At 73.9% G+C, this 25,948-nt stretch carries 25 protein-coding genes and 1 pseudogene; 11 read left to right on the top strand and 15 right to left on the bottom strand.

Going from position 1 to position 25,948, the window contains the following annotated elements; genetic code table 11:
• Positions 1 to 40: 40 nt before the first annotated feature.
• Entirely contained in the window at positions 41 to 925 is an 885-nt protein-coding gene (locus QSK45_RS16125) for a LysR family transcriptional regulator (RefSeq protein ID WP_285557374.1), read from the bottom strand.
• Positions 926 to 1,045: 120 nt separating this feature from the next.
• On the opposite strand from QSK45_RS16125, the gene QSK45_RS16120 reads away from it, so the two are divergent.
• From QSK45_RS16120 to QSK45_RS16095, 6 genes are all read left to right on the top strand, one after another.
• Complete coding sequence (locus QSK45_RS16120) at positions 1,046 to 1,717, top strand: succinate dehydrogenase (RefSeq protein ID WP_285557697.1); 672 nt, start codon at positions 1,046 to 1,048, stop codon at positions 1,715 to 1,717.
• A gap of 1 nt (position 1,718) precedes the next feature.
• The gene (locus QSK45_RS16115) at positions 1,719 to 3,668 is read left to right on the top strand and encodes a fumarate reductase/succinate dehydrogenase flavoprotein subunit (RefSeq protein ID WP_285557372.1); all 1,950 of its coding nucleotides are present in this window, start codon (positions 1,719 to 1,721) and stop codon (positions 3,666 to 3,668) included.
• A complete protein-coding gene (locus QSK45_RS16110; protein ID WP_285557370.1) occupies positions 3,665 to 4,414 on the top strand; it encodes a succinate dehydrogenase/fumarate reductase iron-sulfur subunit in 750 nt (249 codons plus the stop codon). The genes QSK45_RS16115 and QSK45_RS16110 overlap by 4 nt, the downstream gene beginning before the upstream one ends.
• A gap of 108 nt (positions 4,415 to 4,522) precedes the next feature.
• Positions 4,523 to 5,557 (top strand): hypothetical protein, encoded by a 1,035-nt coding sequence (locus QSK45_RS16105; protein ID WP_285557369.1) that lies wholly within the window; start codon positions 4,523 to 4,525, stop codon positions 5,555 to 5,557.
• Positions 5,558 to 5,712: 155 nt separating this feature from the next.
• Positions 5,713 to 6,483 (top strand): GNAT family N-acetyltransferase, encoded by a 771-nt coding sequence (locus QSK45_RS16100; RefSeq protein ID WP_285557368.1) that lies wholly within the window; start codon positions 5,713 to 5,715, stop codon positions 6,481 to 6,483.
• Entirely contained in the window at positions 6,483 to 7,427 is a 945-nt protein-coding gene (locus tag QSK45_RS16095; RefSeq protein ID WP_285557366.1) for a lysophospholipid acyltransferase family protein, read from the top strand. The genes QSK45_RS16100 and QSK45_RS16095 overlap by 1 nt, the downstream gene beginning before the upstream one ends.
• Here the strand turns inward: QSK45_RS16095 and QSK45_RS16090 are convergent.
• The 3 genes from QSK45_RS16090 to QSK45_RS16080 form a co-directional block, all read right to left on the bottom strand.
• Positions 7,424 to 9,757 (bottom strand): ATP-binding cassette domain-containing protein, encoded by a 2,334-nt coding sequence (locus QSK45_RS16090; protein ID WP_285557365.1) that lies wholly within the window; start codon positions 9,755 to 9,757, stop codon positions 7,424 to 7,426. The two genes, QSK45_RS16095 and QSK45_RS16090, sit on opposite strands and share 4 nt — an antisense overlap.
• Before the next feature lie 29 nt (positions 9,758 to 9,786).
• Entirely contained in the window at positions 9,787 to 9,981 is a 195-nt protein-coding gene (locus QSK45_RS16085) for an antitoxin (RefSeq protein ID WP_285557364.1), read from the bottom strand.
• A gap of 85 nt (positions 9,982 to 10,066) precedes the next feature.
• Positions 10,067 to 11,074, bottom strand: coding sequence for an LLM class flavin-dependent oxidoreductase (locus QSK45_RS16080; protein ID WP_285557363.1), 1,008 nt, complete (start codon positions 11,072 to 11,074; stop codon positions 10,067 to 10,069).
• 56 nt (positions 11,075 to 11,130) lie between these two features.
• On the opposite strand from QSK45_RS16080, the gene QSK45_RS16075 reads away from it, so the two are divergent.
• On the top strand, positions 11,131 to 11,622 hold the full coding sequence (locus QSK45_RS16075) for a phosphatase domain-containing protein (RefSeq protein WP_285557362.1): 492 nt from the start codon (positions 11,131 to 11,133) through the stop codon (positions 11,620 to 11,622).
• A gap of 82 nt (positions 11,623 to 11,704) precedes the next feature.
• Here the strand turns inward: QSK45_RS16075 and QSK45_RS16070 are convergent, their stop codons facing one another.
• Positions 11,705 to 11,920 (bottom strand): dodecin, encoded by a 216-nt coding sequence (locus tag QSK45_RS16070; RefSeq protein WP_285557361.1) that lies wholly within the window; start codon positions 11,918 to 11,920, stop codon positions 11,705 to 11,707.
• 217 nt (positions 11,921 to 12,137) lie between these two features.
• Between QSK45_RS16070 and QSK45_RS16065 the strand changes: the two genes are divergently transcribed.
• Entirely contained in the window at positions 12,138 to 13,394 is a 1,257-nt protein-coding gene (locus QSK45_RS16065; protein WP_285557360.1) for an extracellular solute-binding protein, read from the top strand.
• Positions 13,395 to 13,423: 29 nt separating this feature from the next.
• Here the strand turns inward: QSK45_RS16065 and egtD are convergent, their stop codons facing one another.
• From egtD to egtA, 4 genes are read right to left on the bottom strand one after another with little or no spacing between them, the layout of a single operon-like run.
• Positions 13,424 to 14,386 carry an L-histidine N(alpha)-methyltransferase gene (gene egtD / locus QSK45_RS16060; RefSeq protein WP_285557359.1) on the bottom strand — a complete coding sequence of 321 codons (963 nt, stop codon included), beginning with the start codon at positions 14,384 to 14,386 and terminating at the stop codon, positions 13,424 to 13,426.
• Positions 14,383 to 15,162, bottom strand: a complete 780-nt coding sequence (gene egtC, locus QSK45_RS16055; protein ID WP_285557358.1) for an ergothioneine biosynthesis protein EgtC — start codon at positions 15,160 to 15,162, stop codon at positions 14,383 to 14,385. Before egtC ends, egtD begins: the two co-directional genes overlap by 4 nt.
• A complete protein-coding gene (gene egtB / locus QSK45_RS16050) occupies positions 15,162 to 16,499 on the bottom strand; it encodes an ergothioneine biosynthesis protein EgtB (protein ID WP_285557357.1) in 1,338 nt (445 codons plus the stop codon). Before egtB ends, egtC begins: the two co-directional genes overlap by 1 nt.
• Positions 16,496 to 17,830 carry an ergothioneine biosynthesis glutamate--cysteine ligase EgtA gene (egtA, locus tag QSK45_RS16045; RefSeq protein WP_285557356.1) on the bottom strand — a complete coding sequence of 445 codons (1,335 nt, stop codon included), beginning with the start codon at positions 17,828 to 17,830 and terminating at the stop codon, positions 16,496 to 16,498. Before egtA ends, egtB begins: the two co-directional genes overlap by 4 nt.
• A 276-nt stretch (positions 17,831 to 18,106) precedes the next feature.
• Between egtA and QSK45_RS16040 the strand changes: the two genes are divergently transcribed.
• The gene (locus tag QSK45_RS16040) at positions 18,107 to 18,928 is read left to right on the top strand and encodes a TIGR02452 family protein (protein WP_285557355.1); all 822 of its coding nucleotides are present in this window, start codon (positions 18,107 to 18,109) and stop codon (positions 18,926 to 18,928) included.
• Positions 18,929 to 19,029: 101 nt separating this feature from the next.
• Here QSK45_RS16040 and QSK45_RS16035 read toward each other — a convergent pair whose 3' ends face one another.
• The 4 genes from QSK45_RS16035 to QSK45_RS16020 form a co-directional block, all read right to left on the bottom strand.
• Complete coding sequence (locus QSK45_RS16035) at positions 19,030 to 20,352, bottom strand: PP2C family protein-serine/threonine phosphatase (RefSeq protein WP_285557354.1); 1,323 nt, start codon at positions 20,350 to 20,352, stop codon at positions 19,030 to 19,032.
• Between the two features lie 115 nt (positions 20,353 to 20,467).
• On the bottom strand, positions 20,468 to 21,718 hold the full coding sequence (locus tag QSK45_RS16030) for a PP2C family protein-serine/threonine phosphatase (RefSeq protein ID WP_285557353.1): 1,251 nt from the start codon (positions 21,716 to 21,718) through the stop codon (positions 20,468 to 20,470).
• Between the two features lie 254 nt (positions 21,719 to 21,972).
• Positions 21,973 to 22,425: a type II toxin-antitoxin system PemK/MazF family toxin gene (locus tag QSK45_RS16025; RefSeq protein WP_285557352.1), complete on the bottom strand. Its 453-nt coding sequence runs from the start codon at positions 22,423 to 22,425 to the stop codon at positions 21,973 to 21,975.
• Between the two features lie 137 nt (positions 22,426 to 22,562).
• Positions 22,563 to 22,991, bottom strand: coding sequence for a cupin domain-containing protein (locus tag QSK45_RS16020; protein ID WP_285557351.1), 429 nt, complete (start codon positions 22,989 to 22,991; stop codon positions 22,563 to 22,565).
• A 94-nt stretch (positions 22,992 to 23,085) separates the two neighbouring features.
• Here QSK45_RS16020 and QSK45_RS16015 point away from each other — a divergent pair, with 94 nt between their 5' ends.
• Complete coding sequence (locus tag QSK45_RS16015) at positions 23,086 to 23,823, top strand: helix-turn-helix transcriptional regulator (protein WP_285557350.1); 738 nt, start codon at positions 23,086 to 23,088, stop codon at positions 23,821 to 23,823.
• Positions 23,820 to 24,248, top strand: coding sequence for a hypothetical protein (locus tag QSK45_RS16010; RefSeq protein WP_285557349.1), 429 nt, complete (start codon positions 23,820 to 23,822; stop codon positions 24,246 to 24,248). The genes QSK45_RS16015 and QSK45_RS16010 overlap by 4 nt, the downstream gene beginning before the upstream one ends.
• Here the strand turns inward: QSK45_RS16010 and QSK45_RS16005 are convergent.
• Together QSK45_RS16005 and QSK45_RS16000 are read right to left on the bottom strand one after the other, a co-directional pair.
• Positions 24,238 to 24,696 (bottom strand): annotated as a pseudogene (locus QSK45_RS16005) (amidase family protein); the annotation flags it as partial. The gene QSK45_RS16010 and the pseudogene QSK45_RS16005 sit on opposite strands and share 11 nt — an antisense overlap.
• Positions 24,697 to 24,896: 200 nt before the next feature.
• Positions 24,897 to 25,901, bottom strand: a complete 1,005-nt coding sequence (locus QSK45_RS16000) for an alpha/beta hydrolase (protein ID WP_490993576.1) — start codon at positions 25,899 to 25,901, stop codon at positions 24,897 to 24,899.
• Positions 25,902 to 25,948: the final 47 nt, after the last annotated feature.

Here is a 25,948-nt window from a genome sequence, read left to right as displayed (position 1 = left end):
CGTGCACGACCTGCCGCGGTGCGTCGCCCGGCGTCGGTCCTCACCGCTCCAGCAGCATTCGCTGAAGCTCCCTCGCGGCCCGCGGCGGGGCCACATCGCTGCGGTGCGCCAGCGCGATGGTCCGGTGCAGTCCGGGCCGGGCCAGCGGGGTGACCCGCAGCCCGAGTCCCGCCCGGGTCGCGACCATCCGCGGTACGACCGCCACCCCCAGCCCCGCGCGCACGAATCCCAGCACCGCGTCCATCTCACCGCCCTCGACCGCGAACTCCGGCTCGAACCCGGCGGAGCGACACGCCGCGACGGTCAGCTCTCGCAGGTCGTACCCGTGGCGGAACATCACCAGGCGCTCGCGCTCCAGATCCGTGATGTGGACCGCCCGCCCGCCCCGGCCGGGTGCCGGTGCCTCCGGGGAGGAGACGACGACGAGGTCCTCGCGCAGCACTTCCTCGGTGGTCAGCGCGGGTGACGGCGTCGGCAGGGGGAGCACGACCAGGGCGAGGTCGAGGGCCCCGCGGGCCAGCTCCCGCACCAGGTCGTGGGAGCCGCCCTCCTCGATCATGAGCCGGATGCCCGGGTAGCGGTCGTGGAAGGCGCGCAGCACGTCCGGGAGCAGGCCCGTGCACAGGCTCGGCGTCGCGCCGAGGCGTACCCGGCCGCGCCGCAGCTGCACCAGTTCCTGCACCTCGTGCCGGGCGGTGTCGGTGTCCGCGAGGATCCGCCGGGCCAGCGGCAGCAGCGCCTCGCCCGCGTCGGTGAGCGTGATGTTGCCCCGGGCGCGCTGGAAAAGATCCGCGCCCAGCTCCCGCTCCAGCGCCTTGATCTGCTGGGACAACGACGGCTGGGCCACATGCACCAGCTCGGCGGCCCGGGTGAAGTGCCGGGTCTCGGCGACGGCCACGAAGTACTGGAGCTGCTGGAACTGCATGCTGCGATGATAGTCCTGGTCTATGGAAACGAGCCGTACCATGTCTTGGACCGATCGGGACCTTCGGCCCTAGCGTGCTGTTCCATGGCTCTGGCAACGCGGACGGACCGACGGCCGTCCATGGCGCGCACGATGTGGGACTCCTCCGTCGGCAAGAAGACGGTGATGGCCGTCAGCGGTCTGATCATGCTGCTCTACCTGGTGGTGCACATGATCGGAAACCTGAAGATCTACTTCGGGGCGGGCGAGTTCAACCACTACGCCCACTGGCTGCGCACCATCGGCGAACCCTTCATGCACTACGAGTGGACGCTCTGGATCATCCGGGTCGTCCTCGTCGTCGCCGTGGTCGCCCACGCCACGTCCGCTTACCAGCTCAGCCGCCGGGACATCAAGGCGCGGCCCGACAAGTACGTCCACTCGCGGCCCCGGGCGAGCTACGCCACGCGCACCATGCGCTGGGGCGGGATCATCCTCGGGCTCTTCGTCGTCTGGCACATCCTGGACCTGACGACCGGCACCGTGCACTCCGGCGGCTTCCAGCCGGGCCACCCGTACCAGAACGTCGTGGACACCTTCTCCACCTGGTACGGCAACGTGATCTACATCGTCGCGATGCTCGCGCTCGGCCTGCACATCCGGCACGGCTTCTGGAGCGCCGCGCAGACCCTCGGCGTCGGCAGCCGCGCCCGCGACCGCGCCCTGAAGACCGTCGCCGACGTCCTCGCGCTGCTGCTCACGGCCGGCTTCATCGCCGTACCCGTGGGCGTCATGACCGGAGTGGTGAGCTGACATGACCGACTACGTGAACTACACGACCGGCGAACCCGTCGCCGACACCAAGGCCCCCTCCGGCCCGATCCACGACCGCTGGGACACCCGCCGCTTCGAGGCCAAGCTGGTCAACCCCGCCAACCGGCGCAAGCACACGGTCATCGTGGTCGGCACCGGTCTCGCGGGCGGCTCCGCGGGTGCCACCCTCGCCGAACAGGGCTATCACGTCGTCCAGTTCTGCTATCAGGACTCCCCGCGCCGCGCCCACTCCATCGCCGCGCAGGGCGGCATCAACGCGGCCAAGAACTACCGCAACGACGGCGACTCGATCCACCGGCTGTTCTACGACACCGTCAAGGGCGGCGACTTCCGCGCCCGCGAGTCCAACGTCGCCCGCCTGGCGCAGATCTCCGTCGAGATCATCGACCAGTGCGTGGCGCAGGGCGTGCCCTTCGCCCGCGAGTACGGCGGCCTGCTCGACACCCGCTCCTTCGGCGGCGTCCAGGTCTCCCGCACCTTCTACGCCCGCGGTCAGACGGGCCAGCAGCTGCTGCTCGGCGCCTACCAGGCGCTGTCCCGGCAGATCGCCGCCGGGAACGTGGAGATGCACCCGCGCACCGAGATGCTCGACCTGATCGTCGTGGACGGGCGGGCGCGCGGCATCGTGGCCCGGGACCTGATCACGGGCCGTATCGACACGTACTTCGCGGACGCGGTCGTTCTCGCCTCCGGCGGCTACGGCAACGTCTTCTACCTGTCGACCAACGCCATGAACTCCAACGCGACCGCGATCTGGCGGGCGCACCGGCGCGGCGCCTACTTCGCCAACCCCTGCTTCACCCAGATCCACCCGACGTGCATCCCGCGCACCGGCGACCACCAGTCCAAGCTCACCCTGATGAGCGAGTCGCTGCGCAACGACGGCCGGATCTGGGTGCCCAAGGCCAAGGGCGACGACCGTCCGCCGAACCAGATCCCCGAGGACGAGCGCGACTACTACCTGGAGCGCATCTACCCCTCCTTCGGCAACCTGGTCCCGCGCGACATCGCCTCCCGCGCCGCGAAGAACGTCTGCGACGAGGGCAGGGGAGTGGGGCCCGGCGGCCAGGGCGTCTACCTGGACTTCGCCGACGCGATCCAGCGCATGGGCCGGGCGGCCGTGGAGGCCAAGTACGGCAACCTCTTCGACATGTACCAGCGGATCACCGACGAGGATCCGTACGAGGTGCCGATGCGCATCTACCCGGCGGTGCACTACACGATGGGCGGGCTGTGGGTCGACTACGACCTTCAGACCACCATCCCCGGCCTGTTCGCGATCGGTGAGGCCAACTTCTCCGACCACGGCGCGAACCGCCTCGGCGCCTCCGCCCTGATGCAGGGCCTCGCCGACGGCTACTTCGTGCTGCCGGCCACCATCAACGACTACCTGGCCCGCAACCCCCACCAGGACCCGGTCACCCCCGAACACCCGGCCGTTCAGCAGGTGCTGGCGGAGACCGAGGACCGGCTGAACCAGCTGCTCACGGTCGACGGCGACCGCACCCCGGACTCCTTCCACCGCGAACTCGGCGAGATCATGTGGGAGTTCTGCGGCATGGCCCGCACCGACGAGGGGCTGCGCAAGGCCCTGGAGCGTATCCCGCGGATCCGCGAGGAGTTCTGGCGGCGCATCAAGGTGCCGGGTACCGGCGAGGAGTTCAACCAGTCGCTGGAGAAGGCCAACCGCATCGTCGACTACCTCGAACTCGCCGAACTCATGTGCCTGGACGCGCTGCACCGCGCCGAGTCCTGCGGCGGCCACTTCCGCGAGGAGTCCCAGACCCCGGACGGCGAAGCCGCCCGCAGGGACGAGGAGTTCGCCTACGCGGCCGCCTGGGAGTTCGCCGGTACGGGCTCCGCTCCCGTCCTGCACAAGGAAGACCTGGTCTTCGAGTACGTCCACCCCACTCAGCGGAGCTACGCATGAAGCTCACCCTGCGCGTCTGGCGGCAGAAGAACGCCGACGCCGACGGCACGATGTCCACCTACGAGGTGGACGGCATCTCGTCCGACATGTCCTTCCTGGAGATGCTGGACGTCCTCAACGAACAGCTCATCCTCGCCGGCGAGGACCCGGTCGCCTTCGACCACGACTGCCGTGAGGGCATCTGCGGCGCGTGTTCCCTCGTGATCAACGGTGACGCGCACGGGCCCGAGCGGACCACCACCTGCCAGCTGCACATGCGGTCCTTCAAGGACGGCGACACGATCGACATCGAGCCGTGGCGGGCCGCCGCGTTCCCGGTGATCAAGGACCTCGTGGTCGACCGGTCCGCGTTCGACCGGATCATCCAGGCCGGCGGGTACGTCACCGCGCCGACCGGCTCCGCGCCGGAGGCGCACGCCACGCCGGTGCCCAAGGCCGACGCCGACTTCGCCTTCGAGCACGCCGAGTGCATCGGGTGCGGGGCGTGTGTGGCGGCGTGCCCCAACGGGGCGGCGATGCTGTTCACCTCGGCCAAGATCAACCATCTGAACGTGCTGCCGCAGGGCGCTCCCGAGCGGGAGACCCGCGTGCTCGACATGGTGGCCCAGATGGACGCGGAGGGCTTCGGCGGCTGCACGCTGACCGGCGAGTGCGCGACGGCCTGCCCCAAGGGAATCCCGCTGATGTCCATCACCGGCATGAACCGGGAGTGGCTGCGGGCCACCCGTAAGGCGGGGAAGCGGTAACGACGCTGGTGAACAAGGTCGTTCGTCGACGACGGCGGGCGGGCGGGGCCGGGGGCGTGGTGCTCACCCGGCCCCGTCTGGTTACCGCCGCCGCTGTACCCTCCGTCCATGATCTTGGGTAACAAGGGGAGGATGCGGTTCCTCGAAGCCGTCGCCGGGTTCGAGTCCGCCGTGCGGGAGCGTGACGCCGAGCGCGCCGAGCACGAGTTCCAGGAGCTGTACCAGCGCTTCCAGGAGGCGGGAGCGCAGGAGACCGCGCAGGCCGCGCGGCGCCTCGCCGCACTGCTCGACGAGGTGCCGCCCGGACCGCGCGGCACCGTCGCCGTGATCATCGGCGCCTGTGTGGAGCGCGGCGCCGATCCGGCCGACTGCGCCCCGCACGTCCTGGACGCACTGGCCGACACGCTCGCCGGGGTCCAGGAGTTCTGCGAGCGCTGGGCGGCCACCGGCGGCGGCGAACCGCCGGACCCGGAGGGCGAGCAGGACCCGGCCCTGTTCGACCGGGTCGGCCCCGGGGCCGCGCTGGCCTGGCTGACACTGCCCCAGTGGGAGATGGCCTGCGTCGCCATGCTCAACCACGCCACCGTCCGCACCGGGCTCGGCGCCGAGCGGCGCACCGGGCTGCTCACGGCCCTGCGCGCCGTGCAGGAGGCCACCGGGCGCGAGTTCAAGTGCCTCCACCACGCCCTGCTCGTCCTCGACGACGAACCGCTGATCGTCCTGCACCGCCCCACCGGCACCGGCTACGCGCTGCGGATGAGCGGCCTCGGCGACAACTTCCAGCTGCACACCCTGCTCGCCGACGTGCTCATCGGCGGCGGCCACCTCCCGGGCCGGGCCCCCTCCCCGGCGGAGGCAGCCGTCTGCCGCGACCGGCCGGGCCAGGTGCACACCACCGGCTCCTTCAACCTCGTCAGTCCCACCGGGGAGTGGGTGTGGAACGAGGGCACCCCCTGCGACATCCCGGTCGTGGACGGTGCCCGACTGCTCGTCCTGGACCCGCCGCCGTACCAGCGGAGCTGGCCCGCGGGCCGGTTCTTCCCGCACATGACCGGCGACCTCGTCCTGGAGCGCGCCCTCGCGCCCGAGGAGGCGGCGCGGCTGCTCGCCGGCTGCGTGACGAAGGAGACCGCCGCCGGCTAGGCGAACGGCGTACCCGGCCGTTCAGCATCCCCACATCCGCTCTCCCGGCACACGTCACGCGCCGGTCAACCGGCGTCGGAAGAACAGGAGCGGCGGGCCGTATCACCGGTCCGCCGCCGCTGCCGCCGAACCGGCCCCGCGACCAGGAGAGAGCCATGACCGGCGTTTCCACCCTCGACCGTCCCCCGCAGCCCGCGGCACCCGCCCGCTACACCGTCACGCTCGCCCGCGACGAGGACGACGTGCGCGCCGCGCAGCGGCTGCGGCACGACGTCTTCGCCGGGGAGATGGGCGCCGTCCTCGCCACCCCGCGGCCGGGCCTCGACATCGACGCCTTCGACGCCCACTGCGATCACCTGCTGGTCCGCGACACCGTGACCGGGCAGGTCGTCGGTACCTACCGGCTGCTGCCGCCCGAGCGGGCCGCGGTCGCCGGACGGCTGTACTCCGAGGGCGAGTTCGCGCTGGACGCGCTGGACGCCATCCGGCCCGGCCTGGTCGAGGTCGGCCGCTCCTGCGTGCATCCGGACCACCGCGACGGCGCGGTCATCGGCCTGATCTGGGCCGGCATAGCCCGCTACATGACCGACCGCGGCCACGAGTGGCTGGCCGGCTGCTGCTCGATACCGCTCGCCGACGGCGGCGCCCTCGCCACCGGCACCTGGGACCGGGTGCGTGACAAGCACCTGGCGCCCGAGGAGTTCCGGGTACGGCCGCTCGCGCCCTGGACCCCGAACGCCGAGGTCCCCGCCGGACGCACCGAACTGCCCGCTCTGCTGCGCGGCTACCTCCGCCTCGGCGCCTGGGTGTGCGGCGAGCCCGCGCACGACCCGGACTTCGGGGTCGCCGACCTGTACGTGCTGCTGTCGATGCGCCGGGTCAACCCGCGCTATCTGCGGCACTTCCTCTCCCTCGTGCCGGCCTGATGAGCGTCTGGCTGCCCACCGCGCCCTGCACCCCGGACGCCTGCGTGGAGCCGGCGCCCGCCGCCGCGGCCGTACCCCGCGCCCTCCTGCGGCTGACCGCCGTCGCCGCCCTGGTGCTGGCCGGGATCGCCCTGTCCCTCCTCGGCCGGGGGTGCCCCCGCTTGCGGCGGAGGATTCCCGCCGAGTGGGTCGGGCGCTGGTGCCGGGCGGTCGTGCGGGCCACCGGGGTGCGGGTGCGCGTCACCGGCGCGGCCGCGCCGGACGGCGGGCTGCTGCTGGTGGCCAACCATGTCTCCTGGCTGGACATCCCGCTGCTCGCCGCCGTACGACCGGCCAGGATGCTCGGCAAGACCGAGATACGCCGGTGGCCGGTGGCGGGCGCGCTGGCCGCGCGGGGCGGCACCCTCTTCATCGACCGGGACCGGCTGCGCGCCCTGCCCGGCACGGTGGCGACGATCACCGAAGCCCTGCGCGGGGGCTCCGCGGTGGCCGCGTTCCCGGAGGGCAGCACGTGGTGCGGGCGCGCCCACGGCCGCTTCCACCGGGCCGTCTTCCAGGCCGCGCTGGACGCGGGCGTCCCCGTGCAGCCGGTCGGACTGCGGTACTGGCTGGAGGACGGCGGCACCGGTACGGCCGCCGCCTTCGTCGGCGAGGACACCCTGCTCGCCTCTCTGTGGCGGGTGGCCCGGACCCGGGGTCTGGTCGCCGAGGTGGAGGTGCGTCCGGTGATCGCGCCGGGCACCCACCCCGACCGCCGCGCCCTCGCCGCGGCGGCCCAGCCGATCCTCCCCGGCCCGGCCTGGACCCACGCGGCCCTGGTCAACGGCCACCCCACCGTCGTACGACCCCTCGCGCAGGCCCCCGCGACCGGCCCGCAGGGGACGAGCCGGGCGGGACACCGGGCGCGGCGGGGTCCCCAGGGTGTTGTGGGGGAGCGTTCCTAGGGCATCACCCGCGCCAGATACGGCGCCGTCGCGCTGCCCTCCGCCCGCGCCACCCGGCGCGGTGGCCCCGCGGCGACGACACGGCCGCCCCGGTCGCCGCCGCCCGGTCCGAGGTCGATCACCCAGTCGGCGCCCGCGACCACCGTCATGTCGTGCTCGACCACCACGACCGTGTGCCCGGCGTCGACCAGTCCGTGCAGCCGGTCCATCAGCACCTCGACGTCGGCCGGGTGCAGTCCGGTGGTCGGCTCGTCCAGCAGGTACAGGGTGCGGCCGCGGCGGCCGCGCTGGAGTTCGCTCGCCAGCTTGATCCGCTGGGCCTCCCCGCCGGACAACTCGGTCGCGGGCTGGCCGAGGCGCAGATAGCCGAGGCCGACGTCGAGGAGCGTGCCGAGGCTGCGGGCGGCGGCCGGGACATCGGCGAAGAACTCCGCCGCCGCCTCCACCGTCAGGTCCAGCACCTCCGCGATGTTCCGCCCCCGGTACGCCACCTGGAGCGTCTCCGGGGCGTAGCGGGCGCCGGCGCAGTCCGGGCAGGGCGCGTACGTGCTCGGCAGGAACAGCAGCTCGACGCTGACGAACCCCTCGCCCTGGCACGTCTCGCAGCGCCCCCCGGCGACATTGAAGGAGAACCGCCCGACGCCGTACCCGCGCCCGCGCGCCTCGTCCGTAGCAGCGAACACCTTCCGAACGACGTCGAACAGACCCGTGTACGTCGCCAGGTTGGAGCGCGGGGTGCGGCCGATCGGCTTCTGGTCCACCCGCACCAGGCGTTCCACGCCATCGAGGTCCTCCGTCAGCTCTCCGATGAGCGTGGACTTCCCGGAACCGGAGACCCCGGTGACGGCGGTGAACGCGCCCAGCGGGAACGCGGCCGTCACCTCGCGCAGGTTGTGCCGGGTCACCGGGCCGACCCTCAACCAGCCACGCGGCTCGCGGACTTCACGCGCGGGGCCCGGCGCCTCGTCGAAGAGGAACGCGGCCGTCGCCGACTCCTCGACCGACGCCAGCTCGGCCGGCGGACCGCTGTACAGCACGCGTCCGCCGTGCTCACCCGCGCCGGGGCCCACGTCCACCAGCCAGTCGGCACCGCGCACCACCTCCAGATGGTGCTCCACCACGAACACCGAGTTGCCCGCCGCCTTCAGCCGCGCCAGCACGGTGATCAGCGCCTCGGTGTCCGCCGGGTGCAGTCCCGCGGACGGCTCGTCCAGCACGTACACCACACCGAACAGCCCGGACCTCAACTGCGTGGCGAGCCGCAGCCGTTGCAGCTCGCCCGCCGAGAGGGTCGGGGTGGAGCGGTCCAGGCTCAGGTAGCCCAGGCCCAGTTCGACCACCGGCGCGATCCGGGACTTCAGGTCCTCGGTGAGGACGCGGGCCGTCTCCGTGCGGGCGTCGAGCAGTTCCGCGAGGCCGGTCAGCGGCAGCGCGGCCAGCTCGGCGATGGTACGGCCGCCGAACGTCACCGCCAGGGCCTCGGGCCGCAGCCGGCTGCCCCCGCACCCCGCGCAGGGCGCGCTGGTCAAGAAGCGCTCCGCCTTGGTGCGCAGGGTCGGCGACTTGGTGTCGGAGAACGTCTTGAGCACGTAGCGGCGGGCGCTCGTGTACGTGCCCTGGTACGGGCGCTGGATACGGTCCGCGTCCCGCACCGGGTGCACCGTGACGACCGGCTGCTCGTCCGTGAACAGGATCCATCGCCGCTGATCGGCGGGCAGTTCACGCCACGGCCGGTCCACGTCGTAGCCGAGCGCGTCCAGGATGTCCCGCAGGTTCTTGCCCTGCCAGGCGCCCGGCCACGCGGCGATCGCGCCCTCGCGCACGGACAGCGAGGGATCGGGCACCAGCAGCTCCTCGCTGGTGTCGTGGACCTGCCCGAGGCCATGGCACCGGGGGCAGGCGCCCGCCGCCGTGTTCGGCGAGAACGCGTCGGAGTCCAGCCGCTCTGCCCCCGGCGGGTAGTCACCGGCGCGCGAGAACAGCATGCGCAGCGAGTTGGAGAGGTTGGTGACCGTGCCCACCGAGGAGCGCGACGTGGGGGCCGCGCGGCGCTGCTGGAGCGAGACCGCGGGCGGCAGGCCGGTGATCTCGCCGACCTTGGGCGCGCCGACCTGGTGGATCAGGCGGCGCGCGTACGGCGCGACCGACTCGAAGTAGCGGCGCTGGGCCTCGGCGTAGACGGTGCCGAACGCCAGGGACGACTTCCCCGAGCCGGACACACCGGTGAAGACGGCGAGTACGTCGCGCGGGACGTCCACGTCGACGCCCTTGAGGTTGTGCTCACGGGCGCCGCGGACGCGGACGAAGGGGTCATGGGGGCTGTGGTGCATGGAGGACACACCTTATCGGCCCCCGCTCCCTAGGGCCGCGGAGGGTTGCCCGGGTCCTGCCGGGTGCCGAACTCGTCCCGCGCCTTGTCCTGGGCGGTGTCGACCGGCTTCTGGTACTTGTTCCCGGTGCGCTGGTCGACGTAGTCGCCGCCCTTGTCGATGCCCTTGTCGGCCATGCCCTCATGGCCCTTGAGCATGCCCTTGATCTTGTCCATGAAGGACATGGCGGTCCTCCTCGTCGCTTGCGGTTCTGCCCTCCCAGGTTCACCGGCGCGGGCCCCGCCCGCATCTCGGGACGCCGCCTCGGCGTCAGGGGACCGGGGCGAAGAGCGCGGCCAGCAGACGGTAGGAGTCCAGCAGCGCCGTACGGTCGTAGCTGCTGGTCGTGACCAGCACCTCGTCCGCACCGGTCTCCTTCAGGACCGTCTCCAGCTCGTGGGCGACCTGCTCCGGGGTGCCCGCGAGCTGCCCGGCGAGCTGGGCGCCGTACGCCTCACGCTCCCGCGCCGTCATCGCGCGGGCCTCGGTCTCCCCGGCCGGGGCCAGCGGCGGGAAGGTGCCGTGGGTGCGGGCGTACGCCATCGACCAGGCCTCCGGGACCAGCAGCCGCCGCGCCGCCTCCTCGGTGCCGGCGACCGCGACCGCCCCCGAGACCACCACGTACGGCTCGGCCGCCCAGGGGGAGGGGCGGAACCCCGCGCGGTAGCGTTCGACGCCGCGCAGCAGCCGCTCCCGGTCACGCAGGTCCCCGATGACCAGCGGCAGCCCGGCCCGCGCCGCGATCGCCGCGCCCTCGCGCAGGGCCAGTACGAACGGCGGCACCCGCAGGCCGTCCGCGGGCCGGGCGCGCACCCCCGTCGGCGAGGCCCCGGTGAACCAGTCGAGCAGCTCGCCGAGCTGGGCCCCGAAGTCCTCGGCGTCCTCCTTGTCCCGGCCGAGCGCCCGGCGCACCCCGTCGGTGAAGCCCACCGAACGCCCGAGGCCCATGTCGATCCTCCCCGGGAACAGCGACTCCAGCACCCCGAACTGCTCGGCGACGACGAACGGCCGGTGGTTGGGCAGCATCACCCCGCCGGTGCCCACCCGGATCGTGCGGGTGGCGGAGGCCACCGCGGCGGCCAGCACGGTCGGGGCGGAACCGGCGACGCCCGGCACGCCGTGGTGCTCCGAGACCCAGAACCGGTGGTAGCCGAGCGCCTCCGCCGCCCGCGCCAGCGCCACGGTGTCCCGCAGCGCCTCGGCGGGCGGGTGTCCCTGGCGGACGCGGGAGCGGTCGAGGACGGAGAACCGGGTCCGGGCGATCACTGAGCTGCTCACCCTCGGTTCAACGCCGTGCGGGCCCGCGGATTCCCGCGTGTGGCTAGGGTTTTGGTGTGAGCGACAGCAACGTACGGCCGATCGCCGTGTTCGACCTCGACAACACGCTGGCTGACACCGCCCACCGGCAGCACTTCCTGCGGGCGCGGCCCAAGGACTGGGACGGTTTCTTCGCCGCCGCGCCCGCGGACCCGCCGCTCGCCGAGGGCGTCGCGCTGGCCCGCGAGAGCGCCCGGGACTGCGAGATCGTCTACCTGACCGGCCGTCCGGAGCGGTACCGCCGCGACACCCGGGACTGGCTCGCCGCGCACCGGCTGCCCGCGGGGGACCTGCACATGCGGGGCGACGCGGACCGCAGGCCGGCCCGGTTCACCAAGCTCGCGACCCTGCGCCGGCTGGCTCGGGGCCGTGAGGTGCGCTTCCTCGTGGACGACGACGCACTGGTCTGCGACGACGCCGAGCGCGCCGGATTCACCGTGGTGCGGGCCCGCTGGGCCGAGGGGTCCGACGCGCTGAGGGAGGCGCAGGAGAAGGAGGGGCGCACGTGACGGTCGTACGGTCTTAGCGAGACCGGGGGGAAGGGCGACCGGGACCCGGTGGGTTTCGGGGGCCCCGTTCGGGCGGGGGCGGTCAGTCGCCGTCCTCGATGCGGAAGCCCACCTTCAGACCCACCTGATAGTGCTCGATCTGCCCGTTCTCGAGCTGCCCGCGGATCTGTGTCACCTCGAACCAGTCCAGGTTGCGCAGGGTCCGGCCGGCGCGCGCGATGCCGTTGCGGATGGCCTGGTCGACGCCCTCGTGCGAGGTGCCGACGATCTCGGTGACCCGGTACGTGTGGTTCGTCATCGGGGGCTCCTTGGGCCGGAGGGACACGCCGTACTCCACCGTGCCGCATCCCGGCCCGCTCCGCACGGCGAGCAGTCGTGACCGTTGGTAGCCCTTGACCTCCGCATTGGTCCATATCAAAATCCAGCCACACCCGTACGAGCACGCGTGCTCGCCCCCCACGTCGGGCCCCCACCCCCTGTGCGCATCCGCCATGCCGGACAGAACAGGACCCCTCGTGAGACGTCGTCTGCTCGCCCTCGGTTGTGCCACCGGCTGCCTCGTCGGCGGCTGTGGCGCGCTCCCCGGCACCCAACAGCGCGAGACCGTCACCGTGTGGCTGATGCAGGACAGCGCCTCGGCCGACTTCCTCGACCGCTTCACCGCGGACTTCGAGCGCACGCACCCGAACCTGCGGCTGGACATCCGAGTCCAGGACCGGACCGGCATCGTGACGAAGGTCCGCAAGGCGCTCGCGGACACCTCGGGCGACGCGCCCGACGTGATCGAGGCCGGCAACACCCAGGTGCCGCTGTACGCCGACGGCGGCCGGCTCGCCGATCCGACGCTGGAGTCGATGCGCGACTGGGGCAAGGACGACTGGCTGCCGGGCCTCGCCGAACCCGGCAAGGACGGCAACCAGCAGTACGGCATCCCGTGGTACGCCGCCAACCGCGTCGTCATCTGCCGCGAGGACCTGTTCGCCGAGGCCGGCATCACCCGCCCGCCGCGCACCCGCGCCGAATGGCTCACCGACACGGAGAAGCTCGACTCCGGCGGCGACCAGGGGATCTACCTGGCCGGACAGGGCTGGTACACGCTCTCCGGCTTCGTCTGGGACGAGGGCGGCGACCTCGCCCGGAAGGTCGACGACTTCCAGTGGAAGGGCGCCCTGGACACCCCGGCCGCGCTGCGCGGCATGGACTTCTACCTGCGGCTCCAGTCGCTGGGCGCCGGCCCCAAGGGCGCGGACGAGGAACACCCGCCCCAGGCCGGGGTGTTCGCCGGCGGCAAGGTCGCGCAGATCGTCGCCGTACCGGGGCTCGCCCAGGCGATCGTGCGGCAGAACCCCCGGCTCAAGGGGTCGATCGGCTACTTCCCGGTGCCCGGACCGACCGCCGCGCGACCCGGTGCCGTGTTCACCGGCGACTCCGACCTGGTGGTGCCGCGGAACACGGAGGACCAGTTCGCCGCGACGGCCGTGGTCGGGGCGCTCACCGGCGCCAAGTGGGACACCGAACTCGCCCGCACCATGAACTACGTGCCCAACAAGACCTCGCTGGCCACCGCCGTCTCCGGTGCGGAGGGGGTCGCCGCCATGGCCGTGGGCGCGGCGCACGGACGGGCGACCCCCAACACCCCTCAGTGGGCGGACGTCGAGGCCGACAACCCGATCAAGCAGTACATGACCAGGGTCCTGAACGGGGCCGACGCGGCGACGGAGGCGCGCTGGGCCTCGCGCAGGATCACCGGGGAACTCGCGCCGGACCTCTGACGCCCTGGCTCACCGCGCCGGGCCCCGGCTCACCGCGCCACGCTCAGCGACAGTGCGAACCGGTCCTGCGCGTCCGTCCACCAGTGTGTCAGCTCCAGTTCCGCGGCGGCCAGTTCCCGGCCCACCCCGTCCTTGCGGAACTTGGCCGACACCTCGGTGCGCAGCTCCTCGCCCGCCGCGAACTCCACCGCGAGATCCAGCGCCGGCACCTTCACCGTCTGCGCGGTGCGCGCGCGCAGCCGCATCTCGATCCACTCGTGGCGGGCGTCCCACAGCGCCACGTGCTCGAAGGCGTCCGGGTCGAAGTCGGCGCCCAGTTCGCGGTTGACGACGTTCAGCACGTTCTTGTCGAACGCGGCCGTCACCCCGGCCGCGTCGTCGTACGCCCGCACCAGCACCCGCTCGTCCTTGACCAGGTCGGTGCCGAGCAGGAGTCCGTCGCCGGGGTCGAGCAGGGCGCGCACGGACGCGAGGAACGCGGCGCGTTCGGCGGGCAGCAGATTGCCGATGGTACCGCCGAGGAAGGCCAGCAGCCGGGGGCCCGGCGTCGCGGGCAGGACGAGCGGCGCGGTGAAGTCGGCGATCAGCGCGTGCACTTCGAGGTCCGGGCGCTCCGCGATGAGCGCCTGTCCCGCCCGGGTGAGGGCGCTCTCGCTGACGTCGACCGGGACGTACGCGATGAGCGAGGTGAGCGCGTCGAGCAGATGGCGGGTCTTCTCCGAGGAGCCGGAGCCCAGCTCGACCAGCGTCCGGGCGCGGCTCGCGGCGGCGATCTCACCGGAGCGGGCGGCCAGGATCTCCCGCTCGGCGCGTGTGGGGTAGTACTCGGGCAGCTCGGTGATCCGGTCGAAGAGTTCGCTGCCCCGGGCGTCGTAGAACCACTTCGGCGGCAGCCACTTGGGCTCGTCGGTCAGACCACGGCGGACATCGGCGCGCAGCGCGGCCTCCGTCGCGTCCTCGGGGAGGGTGCGGGTGACGTGCAGAGGGCTCACGTGCAGGGCTCCTTAGGGGGTACGGCGGCAGGCTCCGCCGCCGGGGCGAGCAGCACACCGGTGCTGTCCGCGGTGAGCACGGTGCGGTCGGGGACCTCCCGCCACAGCGGGTCGTCGTCGTACGGCTCGGAGGCGACGACCGTGCCCCGGCCGGGCTCCGTGCGGTACCAGAGGCTGTCGCCCCAGGCGGTGGCGGCGATGGCGGTGCCGTCCGTCAGCAGCAGGTTCAGCCGGGAGGCGGGTGCGGCCCGCGCGACCTCGCGCACCGTCTCGGCCAGGGCCCGGTCCGGGTCCTGGCCCGCGCGCAGCCGGTGCAGGACCAGGGCCCAGACGAACGCCGAGTCATTGCGCGCGGGCAGCGAGAGCAGGTCGACCGGGGGCAGCGTGGCCACCAGGGGCGCCGCCGCGTCCGGCCAGCCCGCGACCACCCCGTTGTGGCTGAACAGCCAGCTCCCCGAGGCGAACGGGGCCGCCGCGGCCTCCGCGTCCGCGCCCGCGAGGGTCGCGTCCCGGACGGCGGCGAGCACCGCGCCGGAGCGCACGACCCGGGCCAGGTCGGCGAAGGACAGGTCCGCCCAGATCGGCCCGGCCCGGCGGTAGCGGGCGGGCACCGGGTCCCCGGGGGCGTACCAGCCCACCCCGAACCCGTCGGCGTTGACCGTGCCGTACCGCTGCCGCCGCGGCGCCCACGACTGCCGGAGCAGACTGTGCGGGGGCTTCGTCAGCAGCCGCTCCAGCGGGGACCGCGGTCCCAGATAGGCGAGGTGGCGGCACATCAGAGCGACTCCGAGCGGGCGGTGCGGAACCCGGAGAAGATCTGCCGCCGGATCGGATAGTCCCAGTTGCGGAAGGTGCCCCGGCAGGCCACCGGGTCCACGGCGAACGAACCGCCGCGCAGCACCTTGTACTCGGAGCCGAAGAACACCTCCGAGTACTCCTTGTACGGGAACGCCCGGAAGCCCGGGTAGGGCAGGAAGTCGCTCGCCGTCCACTCCCACACGTCGCCGATCAACTGCCGTATCCCGAGCGGGGATTCCCCGGCCGGATAGCTACCGGCCGGGGCGGGTCCCAGGTGGCGCTGGCCGAGGTTGGCGTGCTCCGGCGCCGGGTCGGCGTCACCCCAGGGGTAGCGCCGGGAGCGGCCGGTGGCCGGGTCGTGGCGGGCGGCCTTCTCCCACTCCGCCTCGGTGGGCAGCCGGCGCCCGGCCCAGCGGGCGTAGGCGTCGGCCTCGTACCAGCACACGTGCAGCACCGGCTCGTCGGGCGCGACCACCTCCGTGGCGCCGAAGCGGCGGCGCAGCCAGTGCTCCCCGTCCCGGTGCCAGAACAGCGGCGCGGTGATGCCGTGCCGCCGGATGTGCGCCCAGCCCTCCGGCGCCCACCAGCGCTCGGTGTCGTAGCCGCCGTCCTCGACGAACTCCTGGTACGCCGCGTTCGTCACCGGCGTGGTGTCGATCCAGAACGGCGCCACCTCCCGCGGGTGCGCGGGGCGTTCGTTGTCCAGCGCCCACGGCTCACCGGAGGTGCCCATGGTGAACGGCCCGCCGGGGACGAGGACCTCGGCCGGGCCCGTGAACGGCGGGCCCGGCTCCGGGTCCGGCGCGGTCAGGGCCGGCGGGCCCGTGCGGAGCTGATGGGTGATCAGCATCGTCTCGTCATGCTGCTGTTCGTGCTGCGCGATCATGCCGAAGGCGAAGCCGGCCTCGGTCAGCCGGGTGCCCCGGAAGTCGGCGGCCGCCAGCAGGTCCATGACCCGCCCGCGCACCTCGGCCGCGTAGCGCCGGGCCTCGGCGGGCGGCAGCAGCGGCAGCGAGGGCCGCTCCGACCGCGGATGCTCGAAGGCGTCGTACAGGCCGTCGATCTCGGGGCGCATCGCCTCCCGGCCGCCTACCGTCCGCAGCAGCCACAGCTCCTCCTGGTTGCCGATGTGCGCGAGGTCCCACACCAGCGGGGACATCAACGGCGAGTGCTGCGCGACGAGTTCCGCCTCCTCCACACAGGTGGTCAGCAAGGTGGTGCGGTCCCGGGCGGTGGTGAGCGAGGCCAGCGCGCGCTCGCGCAGGGCCTCGGTGTCCGGTTCCGCGGTCGTGGTGTCGGCCTTCGGGGCGGTCATGAGGGGGTGTCCTTCCTGCCGTGGGCGGCGGGGCCGCTCCCGGCCGGGGCGAGGCGGACGCCGGGCGACGCGTCCAGCAGGTCGTCGGCCGGGCAGCGGCCCCGGGCGACATAGCGCTCCAGGTACCCCGCGACGGCGTCCGTCACCTCGGCGGTGGCGCCGAGCCGGGGCAGGGCGTCCAGCGCCGCCGCGAAGCAGACGACGGCCGCCTCGCGCAGCTCCGGGTCGGCGAGCCCCCGCCGGGCCGCGTCGGTCCACAGCGGGTTGTGCGGGGCGGGCAGGTTGAGGGCCCGCTCGGCGAGGGGTTTCACGCACCGGTAGGCGGTCTCGGCGGCCTGCGGATCGTCGAAGAGCGCCGCCGTCACCGCGAGCGGCACGATCCAGCCGTCCTCGCCCGGCTGCGCGTCGATCATCCGCAGTTCCAGATGGCCGCGCGGCCTCACCGGCGGGAAGAGGGTGGTCAGGTGGTAGTCGAGGTCCGCCCGGGTGGGTGGCCGGGGACGGTGCGCGCGTGTCCACTCGCGGAAGGTCAGCCGCTCGGGCACCTCCCACGGCCCGTCGTCCGCACGGACGCACATCACCGGGGAGTCCAGTACGTGCCGGGCCCACGCGGAACGCGGCTCCCCGTACGGCGGGGGCGCGCCCGCCCGGTCCGCGCCGATCTCCGTCCACATCAGCTGCCGGGTGGACAGCCAGCCCGTGGGCAGCCGCCCCATCAGCGGGGAGTTGGCGAACGCGGCCACCAGGACCGCGCCCAACTGGTGCGCCAGCCACCAGCGCCGGCCGAGCCCCAGCGGGCCCGGTTCCTCGTGGCCCGCGTCCACGCAGACCTGCACGGAGGCGGAGGCGCGCATCATGTGCCGGCCGGCCGGACCCGTGCGGTCCAGGCAGAGCTCCATCGCGTCGTACCGGGGCTCGTGCAGGAACCGCTCCGGGAGACGGAAGGGGTCGTGGCCGAGACCGACGAGGACGAGGCCGTCCTCGGCGAGGACGGCGCGTACGGCCGCGAGGTCGGCGGAGACGGTGCCCACGCACTCCATCAGGGAGGCGGCGGGCGGCGAGCTCAGCTCCAGCTGGCCGCCGGGTTCGACGGTGAGCGCCGAACCGAGGGGTAGGGCACGCACGGCCGTGTAGGCCGCGCGAAGTCGTCCGGGTGTCACGGGGTGCTGTGGCCGGTCCCGCTCGTGGACGAGCCACTCCAGCTCCACACCGAGGGCGCGGGGCGGGCCGGTCTTGAAGCAGATGCCCTGGACCAGGGCGTCCACCTCGGCCTCGGTGACGGTCGTACGGTGCCCCGTACCGTCGCCACCCTCCGTCATCGCATCGGACATGTCGGGATCCTCCTGAGATTCCACCATGTCTCCGGCCCGGCGGTCGGTCGGCCGGGCCGGCACTCGTCCCACCCAAGACCCTCGTGCCGGATCGCACAAGACCGCCCTTCCGGGCGTTTTGGACCGATCGCCTTCGCGACCGTCCGTGCGTCCGGCGGGGCTCCCGGGCCGGGAAACTCCGTTGCACCGCCTCACCAGCATCACTCAGGATGCCTGTGTGAGCACAACGGGGGAGACCGCGCGGGCCGCGGTCAGGGCGTCCACGGGGGTGGCGCCGTGAGCGCACGCCTGCGCGGGATCGCCACGGAGACGGAGCAGATCGTGGCCGCGGGGTCCTACCGGGGGCCCGACGGCCGGGAGGTGCCCCTCGCGGACGCGACGGCGGCCGCCCGCGCCGGCACCCGGATGTACGGCCCCGGGCCGGTCGAGGTGCCGCCGTCGCCCGGTCTGGACACGGCCGTCGAGGTGACCGGCGAGAGCAGCCTGGAGGCGGCCCGCCGGCTGGCCGACGCCCCGGTCGCCGTCCTGAACTTCTCCTCGGCCAGAAACCCGGGCGGCGGCTATCTGAACGGCGCCCAGGCCCAGGAAGAGGCCCTGTGCCGCGCCTCCGCGCTGTACACATGCCTGCTGGAGGCCAGGGAGTTCTACGATCACCACCGTGCCCACCGGGACCCGCTCTACTCCGACCGGGTGATCCACAGTCCGGGCGTCCCCGTCTTCCGCGACGACCGCGGGCGGCTGCTGGCCGAGCCCTACCGCGCGGGCTTCCTGACCGCCGCCGCGCCCAACGCGGGCGTCCTGCGGCGCACCGCGCCCGGACGCGCCGCCGAGATCCCGGGCGCCCTCGCCGCACGGGCCGAGCGGGTACTGGAGACGGCCGCGGCCCAGGGCTACCGGCGGCTGGTGCTGGGCGCCTGGGGCTGCGGTGTCTTCCAGAACGACCCGGCGCAGGTCGCGGAGGCGTTCCGGGGACCGCTCGGCCCCGGGGGCCGGTTCGAGCGGACTTTCGAGCACGTCGTGTTCGGCGTGCTGGACCGGACACCCGGCGCGACGGTGCGGGAGGCGTTCGTCCGGGCGTTCGCGGGGCTCGGGGCCTGAGACGGGACTCGGCGACGACCGGACGGCGGCCGGCGCGGCCCGCGGCGACCGGGCAGGGGGCCGCTCGGCCGGCTGGACCGCCGGTCCGGCCGCGGCGGGGTTCACGAGGTCAGCCGGGCGGCGAGGAGCGCGACGTCGTCGTGGTAGGTGCCCCGACGGTGGGCGAGCAGGGCGTCGCACAGCTCGGGCAGCGGGTCGTCGGCGTGCTCGGCGGCCGTTGCCGCGGCCTGGCGCATGCCGGCGTCGATGGAGTGGCCGCGCTCTTCGACCAGGCCGTCGGTGTGCAGCAGGATGCCGGCGCCCGCCGGCAGGGTGCACTCGTGGTCGGGGCGGGGCAGATCGGGGTCGACGCCGAGGGGCAGGCCGATGTCCTCAAAGAGGTGGCGGGCCCGGTGGTCGGGCGTGACGATCAGCGGCGGCAGATGGCCGGCGCTCGACCAGCGCACGAGCCTGCCTCCGGAGGGGACGGGTTCGAGGCGGGCGATGACGACGGTGGCCATGGGGCCGCCGTGCAGGTGGTGCAGGACGTCGTCGAGGCGGTGCAGGATGCGACTGGGCGGCTCCTGCTCGTCGAAGGCGATGACGCGGAGCATGTTGCTGATCTGGCTCATGATGGTGGCCGCCTCGATGCCGTGGCCCATGACGTCGCCGACCATCAGGCAGGGCACCTGATCCGGCAGGTGGATCAGGTCGTACCAGTCGCCTCCGATGCGGGGGGCCTCGGTCGAGGGCTGGTAGCGGGCCTGCAACCGGAGTCCCGGCAGGTCGGGGAGCGTCGGCAGCAGGCGGCGCTGGAACTCCTCGGTGGCCTGCCGCAGGCGCTGGTAGAGGCGGGCGTTCTCGATCGCCACACCGGCCGCGCCGGCCAGGGCGGTGACCATCTCCTCGTCCTCCTGGGTGAAGGAGCCGTCCTGTTTGTCGGCGAGGTAGAGGTTGCCGTAGATGGCGTCGCGTACCTGGATCGGCACCCCGAGCAGGGTGGTCATGACCGGATGGTCTTCGGGGAAGCCCGCGGCCTTGGGGTGGGTGGCGAGGTCGTCCACCCGGAGCGGCTCGGGGTGGCGGACCAGTTCGCCGAGCAGCCCGGTGCCGTGCGGGAGCTCGACGCCGTCCTCTCCGCGGACATGGTCGGCTCCGAACCCGGAGGTGATCAGATCGGTGAACTCCCCGGCGTCGTTCAGGACGCCGATGGCCGCGTATCGGGCGTCGACCAGCTCGCGCGCCGACTCGGTGATGGTGCGCAGCACCACCTGGAGGTCCAGCGCGGCGCTGATGGTCAGCACCGCGTCCAGGAGGGAGCGCATCCGGCCGTGCGTATGGGCGACCTGCCGCAGGCTCTGCTGGAGCCGGTCGAGCTGTTCGTCGCCCACGAGCGGCGGCAGCGCGGGCCGGCCCTCCTCGCGGCCGCCGGAATGCCCGTTCACGTCGACACCTCCTCGCCTCTGCTGGGCCGGGTACCCATGGGCGCGAGTCCGCCCACTTGCCGGGCGCGGGCGGAACGTGCCGAGGCGGCGGCGCCCCGCTCGGTCCGTCCGGTACTCAGAGCCGGACGACGATGAGGGCCACGTCGTCCCTGCCGCCGCTGGCCACCCCGAGACGGGCCAGTACCGTGTCGGCGAGCTGCTCGGCCCCCAGGTGGCGGTGTTCGGCGAGAACGCCGGTCAGGCGGTCCAGGCCGGTGTCGATGTCCTCGTCGCGGCGCTCGATCAGGCCGTCCGTGTACAGCACCAAGGTGTCGCCCGGCTTGTACTGCGCGCTCGCCTGGGGGCGGGGCACGTGCTGCGGCCGCGTGCCCAGCGGCGGGTCGGTCGCCTGGTCCAGCAGCTCGGTCCGCCCGTCGGCGTGCACCAGGACCGGGGGCGGGTGCCCGGCATTGCTGTAGGTGATCAGGAGGCTGCGCTGGTCGACGATCACCTTGGCCGCCGTGGTGCCCAGGGCGCCGTCGATCGAGCGTGCGTACAGGCCCAGTACCTCCAGGGCCTGCGCGGGGCGTTCCAGGGCGCGGATGGCGGCCGACAGGGCGCTGCGGAGCATGCCCATGACCGCGGCGGCCTTGAGACCGTGGCCGATGACGTCCCCCACCGCCAGCGCCAGCCGGTCCGGGGGGATGTCCACGATGTCGTACCAGTCGCCGCACACGTTCAGCGAACCGACCGCCGGCAGGTAACGCACCGCGATGTCCCGGTGGTGAGCCAGGTCGGGGGTATGGAGCATGGCCTCCTGCAAGGTGACGGCGACCTCGCGTTCACGGGTGTGGGCCTGGCGCAGTTCCTCGTTCAGGAGCTGGAGCTCGCGCGCCCGCGCGTACAGCTCGGCCTCCAGCGACTCGGTCACGTCCGCGCCCGTGTCCACACGGACCTCCGCGGGGCGGGCGGCCCGGCGGGCCTTGACGAACCCGGTCAGGTCCTCCACGCGGTGGATGATCCACGCCACCTGCCCGTCCGGCCCGAGGACGGGGGTGTTCACCGGTGACCACCAGCGTTCCTCGAACACGCCGGGCCGGTCGGCGACGGGGATGTCGTACTTCTGCAGTGCCATGGTGTCCGGCCTGCGCGTGGCCAGGACCCGGTGCAGCGAGACGCTCAGGTTCCGCACCCCGTCGGCGTTCGGATCAGCGGGGTTGTCGGGGAACGCCTGGAAGACGTGCTGCCCCACCAGGTCCTCCCGCGTCCGTCCGGTCGCCCTCAGATAGGCGCGGTTGACGTCCACGATCACCAGGTCGGGGCCCAGCACCAGATACGGACTCGGCGTGTCGGCGAACAGGGCCGCGTGATCGACCTGCGCCGCCATGTCGCCCCTCCTCCCGCCGCTGCCGGTCATATGCCCCCAACCTAGGCTCCGCCCGCCGCGCACGCCTGGTCTGCGTCCCCCGCTCGGCCGCTCCCGGCGCGGGCCGGGCGGGCGCCGCGCCGCTCCCCGGGCCCGCCGCGGCGGGCGTTCCCCCCGGCGTCGGGGGCGATCACGAGGCGGCCGCGGGCCCTCGCCGGGCGGCGCTGTCCCACCGGGCCGCGGGGTCCTCGGCGCGGGCCCGCCGGCACCGGCCGTCAGGTCCAGCCGTACCGCTCGTGCAGCCGCTGCCGGACCAGGTTGAAGCGCATCCGGTCCAGGGCGCACGCCTCGCGGCGCATGCCGTCCTCGTACAGGCGCAGCACCCGGTCCACGTCCACCCAGGAGTCCCGGCCCGAGCGGTCCCAGGGGCCGCTGCCGATGGCCACCCACTCCCGGTCGCCGTCGTGCCGCTTGCTGGACAACTGCACGGCCAGGAAGGAGCCCGCCGCCTCGCGGGCGACGACCAGCACCGGACGGTCCTTGCCCCGGCCGTCGTTCTCCTCGAACGGCACCCAGGTCCACACGATCTCCCCGGGGTCCGGGTCGCCGTCGTGGGCGGGGGAGTACTCGGTGCGCACCCGGCCGACCTCGCGCGGGTCGGCCTCGGTGGTGGCGTGCGGGCCGTGGCGGCCGGGGACGTTCTCGGCGGTGTCGGTAAACGTGCTCACGGGGGCACCCTAGTGGTCCCCGGCGGGGGGACAACGGGCGCCTGCCGTGAGCCGGTTGGGCCATGTCCGGATCGGTCCCCATATGAGCGGGACCGGCCCGTCGGTACCTGGACCGTCCCTCGGTACGGGTCCTGGGATCAGGCCGGCCCGTCGGCGGGCCGGGCGGTGATGGCCATGCCGGGGCGGCGGGTGTGCACGGTGAGATAGGTCAGCCCCTGCTCCCCGGCGGCGATGCTGCGGGTGGAGCCGCGCGGCAGCCACACCAGGGCACCCTCGCGGACCGGCCGCGGTTCCTGCGAGCGGCCCGCGCCGAGCACGCCGTCCCCGGCGACGACGAGCAGCAGCACGTCCAGCCGTGCCTCCGCGTGCGCCGCGATCCGCCCGCCCGGCGCGATCCGCACCACGTTGGCATCCAACTGGCGGCCGCTCTCGGCGAGTTTCCACAGCACCCCGGACGGCACCGGTGGCTCCTCGGCCAGCGCGCGCGCGTCGCACAGCATCCGCGGAACCGGCTCCACCTGTCCGACCTCTTTCGACCCGCCGCCCGCCGCGGACTCCGACGTCATGTGCACCCCTTGCCGCTCTTGGTCTCCAGGAGCAAGCGTACAATTTCCACACGTAGGATTCGTGAAAAATACGCGCAGGTGAGAGAGGTGGGACGTGGCGGAGAGTCCGCGTCGGCGTGCCGTGCTGGACGCGCTGCGTGCCGCACCCGCGCCGCTCGGGGTGACCGAGACGGCCGAGCGCCTGGGCGTCCACCCCAACACCGTCCGCTTCCACCTGGACGCCCTGGTGGCCGACGGCCTGGTCGAGCGCCGGGCGGAGGCGCCCACCGGCCCCGGCCGGCCGCGTACCGTGTACGCCGTGCGCCCCGGCATGGACCGCGGCGGCGCGCGCGGCTACCTGCTGCTGGCGCGGATGCTGCTCAGCCGCTGGGCCCTGGCCGATCCGGACCGGGCGCGCGAGGAGGCCGTGGAGACGGGCCGGGAGTGGGGCCGCTTCCTGGTGGACCCGCTGCCGCCGTTCGAACAGCCGACGGCCGAGGCATCGGCGACCCGGCTCCTCACGCTGCTGGCCGACCTGGGCTTCGAGCCGGAGCCCGCCCCGCGGACACCGGAGCCCGCCTTGGGCGCAGGCGAGCGGAACGCCCCCGAGCGGATCCGCCTGCGGCACTGCCCGTTCCTCGAACTCGCCGAGGAACACGGTCAGTTGGTCTGCCCCCTGCACCTCGGCCTGATCCAGGGCGCCCTGGCCCGGCTCGACGCGCCGCTGACGGCGACCGGTCTGGAGCCGTTCGCCGAACCCGACTCCTGCTACGCCCACCTCGGCGAGGCGGGTTCCGCACCACGGGACGCGCGAGGCGCCCCCCGGGACACTGGAAAGGCAACGCACCGATGAACGCCACGTCCGCCGCGGTCGCCACCGCGATCACCTTCGTCTGGCTCGGGATGGTGCTGGCCATCTCCTTCCTGGAGGCGCCGCTGAAGTTCCGCGCACCCGGCGTGACCATCCCCGTCGGGCTCGGCATCGGCCGACTGGTGTTCCGGGCGCTGAACACCGTCGAGGCGGTGTTCGCGGTCGTGGTGGTCATCGCGGTCGCGCCGCACGGCGCGCCCACCGCGATCACCGGCCTCACGGCGGCCGCGGCGGTGCTGCTCCTGGCTCAACTGGCCGCCGTCCGCCCCTACTTGAACCGCCGGTCCGACCGGGTGCTCGCGGGCGAGGACCTGCCCCGCTCCCGCAGCCACCTCTGGTACGTGGCCCTGGAACTCCTCAAGGTCGCCGCCCTGCTCGCCCTGGGCGTCGGTCTGCTCACGGTCTGACCCCGGCCACGGCCGGTGCCGGCGGCCACCGCTCGTGCCGGCGCGGTTCCGCCTCCCACTGGGCGGCCGGAGACACCAGGAGCGGCTCGCTCCCCGCCGGGCCGAGCGACCGCGCCCCCGCCGGCAGCCCGTCGCCGACGAAGCCCGCGGGCACGTTCACCCCGGCCGACCCAGCGGTTCCACGGCCACGCGCAGACTCGCCGTGGACGTGGAGGAACTCCATGTGCCGGCGGTTCTGCTCGTCGCACACGCGGCGGTCATCGCCCGGTCCGTGGCCGTCCCGCCGAGCCCGTACAAAGCGCCGATCCGCGGCGGTGGCGCGGCCGTGGTCGGCGTGAGGAGCACGTCGTACCGGGAGGAAGGCGCCGATCCGTCGCTGCGACACCACCTCCGCGCGCCGCGCCGCCCGCAGCGGAGCCCCGCCGAGCCGCCGGCCGGCTCGCCTCGCTCCGGGCCAGGCACCGCTCGACCAGTTCCCGGGAGGTCACCTCCCCCGCGGCGAGCGCACGGGCGGACCCGGCGAGGCCCGGGGTTACGGTCGGGCGTCACGGCGAGTACCTGCGGGAGGCTCCGGGCACGGGTCTGCCGAACGGTGACGTCGACAAGGCCGGCGGAGGGATTTCGGCGCGGGCCGTGCCTCACCGTGCCTCACCGTGTCCACAGGCGCCGCAGCCAGCCGAGTCGGGCCGACCGCGCCGCCCGGGACAGCGCCGCCTCGGGGGCGAGGGTGTCGAAGCCGTGGAACGCGCCCGGCCAGACGTGGAGTTCGGCCGCCCCGCCGGCCTGCCAGAGGCGGGACGCGTAGGCGACCGTCTCGTCCCGGAAGGTCTCGGCCGAGCCGACGTCGAGGTAGGCGGGCGGCAGCCCGGACAGTTCGGCGGCGCGGGCCGGGGCGGCGTACGCGGAGACGTCCGGGCCGCCGCGGCCCGCTCCCAACAGGGCGGTCCAGGCGGTCTCGTTGGCGGTGCGGTCCCACAGGCCGGTGCCGGTCATCTGATGGCTGGAGACCGTGTCGTTGCGGTCGTCCAGCATCGGGCTCATCAGCAACTGGCCCAGCAGGGGAGGCCCTTGGCGGTCCCGGGCGAGCAGGGCGGCGGCCGCCGCGAGGCCGCCGCCCGCACTGGCACCCGTGACGACGATCCGCGCCGGGTCCCCGCCGATCCCCGCCGCGCGCCCGGCGGCCCAGAGCAGGCCCGCGTACACGTCCTCCACCGGCGCCGGATGCGGGTGTTCGGGCGCGAGCCGGTAGTCCACCGAGACCACCACCGCGCCCAGTTCGCGTGCCCAGTCGAGCGGTACGTCCACCCCGGCCCGGTCGGTGCCGGCCATCATGCCGCCGCCGTGCACGTGGTAGAGCACCGGCAGCGGGGCCGCCGTGTCCACCGGGCGGCAGACCAGCAGCGGGACCCCGGGGGCGCCCGGCGGTCCCGGTACCGCGTGCTCCGCCACCGCGAAGGCGCCGCCCAGGGTGAGGTCCGGCGACCCGGCGCACGTGCCCCGCCGGGCCGCGGCGAGGTCCTCCAGACGGAACCCGGGCGCGGCCGCCTCCCCGAGCGACTCCAGGCACGCGGCCAGCTCGGGGTCGAACGGGGGCGGGACCAGGGGCACGGCTTCCTCCTCGGGCGGCTGGCACGGCACGGCCACCGTCCGCATACCCCTGACCGGCCCCGGAAGTCGAGCGCGGCGCGGAACCGTACCCC

Source organism: Streptomyces hygroscopicus subsp. hygroscopicus (genome assembly GCF_030269125.1).
GTDB classification, from domain to species: Bacteria; Actinomycetota; Actinomycetes; order Streptomycetales; family Streptomycetaceae; genus Streptomyces; species Streptomyces hygroscopicus_C.
This window is presented reverse-complemented; position numbering and strand designations above follow the sequence as displayed.